Genomic DNA, 1,388 nt, shown 5'->3' on the forward strand with positions numbered 1-1,388 from the left:
CGATTTTCGATGAGATCATCGACCACGCCGGGATCGGCCAGTGTGCTGGTATCACCCAGGGCGCCATAGTCGTTCTCAGCAATCTTGCGCAGGATGCGGCGCATGATTTTGCCGGAGCGGGTTTTGGGCAGGCCGGGGGCCCATTGGATCAGGTCGGGCGACGCAATCGGACCGATCTCGGTGCGCACCCAAGTGCGCAGCTCTTTGCGCAGTTCTTCGCTGGGCTCGCGATCGTTCATCAACGTCACGTAGCAGTAGATGCCTTGCCCCTTGATGTCATGCGGGTACCCCACCACAGCGGCCTCCGCCACAGCGGCGTGGGCCACCAGTGCGCTTTCGACCTCAGCCGTGCCCATACGGTGGCCAGACACGTTGATCACATCGTCGACACGGCCGGTGATCCAGTAGTCGCCATCCGCGTCGCGTTTGCAGCCGTCACCGGCGAAGTAGTAGTTTTTGTAGTCGGAGAAATAGGTCTTCTCAAAGCGCTCGTGATCGCCATACACCGTGCGCATCTGACCGGGCCAGCTGTCGGCGATACACAAGACACCTTCCACATCATTGCCACTGATCTCTTCGCCGGACTGCGGGTCCAGCACCACTGGATTGACGCCAAAGAACGGTTTCATCGCAGCGCCCGGTTTGGTGGCATGGGCGCCGGGCAGCGGGGTCATCATGTGGCCGCCGGTCTCGGTCTGCCACCAGGTGTCGACAATCGGGCAGCGGCCGCCGCCAATCACATCGTTGTACCAGGTCCAGGCTTCCGGATTGATTGGCTCGCCAACAGTGCCCAGGATACGCAGGCTGCTGAGGTCACATTTCTCAACATACTCGTTGCCTTGGCCCATCAGGGCGCGCAGGGCCGTTGGCGCAGTGTAGAACTGGTTCACGCGGTGCTTTTCACAGACCTGCCAGAAACGCGACGCATCCGGATAGGTTGGCACGCCTTCAAACATCAGCGTGGTCGCGCCATTGGCCAGTGGGCCGTAAACGATGTAGCTGTGGCCGGTGACCCAGCCCACATCGGCGGTGCACCAGAAGATGTCGCCGTCTTTGTAGTCAAAGGTGTATTGATGCGTCATCGACGCATACACCAGATAGCCGCCGGTGGTGTGCACCACGCCTTTGGGCTGACCGGTGCTGCCAGACGTGTAGAGCACAAACAGCGGATCTTCGGCGTTCATTTCCGCAGGTTTGCAATAATCACCCACCTCCATGACCATCTCGTTGTAGTCGTAATCGCGGCCATCAATCCAGGTGGTCTGATCGCCGGTGCGCTTCACCACCAGACATTTCACGGTGTCTTTGGTGTGCAAAAGCGCGGCATCAGTGTTGGACTTGAGTGCAGTTTTGCGGCCGCCACGTGGGGCAGAGTCCGCAGTGATCAC

1 protein-coding gene is annotated in these 1,388 nt (G+C 59.9%); it reads right to left on the minus strand.

What is annotated here, in order from left to right:
- Positions 1 to 1,388: acetate--CoA ligase (gene acs / locus QOL67_RS21995; protein ID WP_283428138.1), on the minus strand; the 1,388-nt coding region annotated here is incomplete at both ends.

Origin of the sequence: Shimia sagamensis (assembly GCF_900182745.1) — a bacterium.
GTDB lineage: Bacteria > Pseudomonadota > Alphaproteobacteria > Rhodobacterales > Rhodobacteraceae > Shimia > Shimia sagamensis.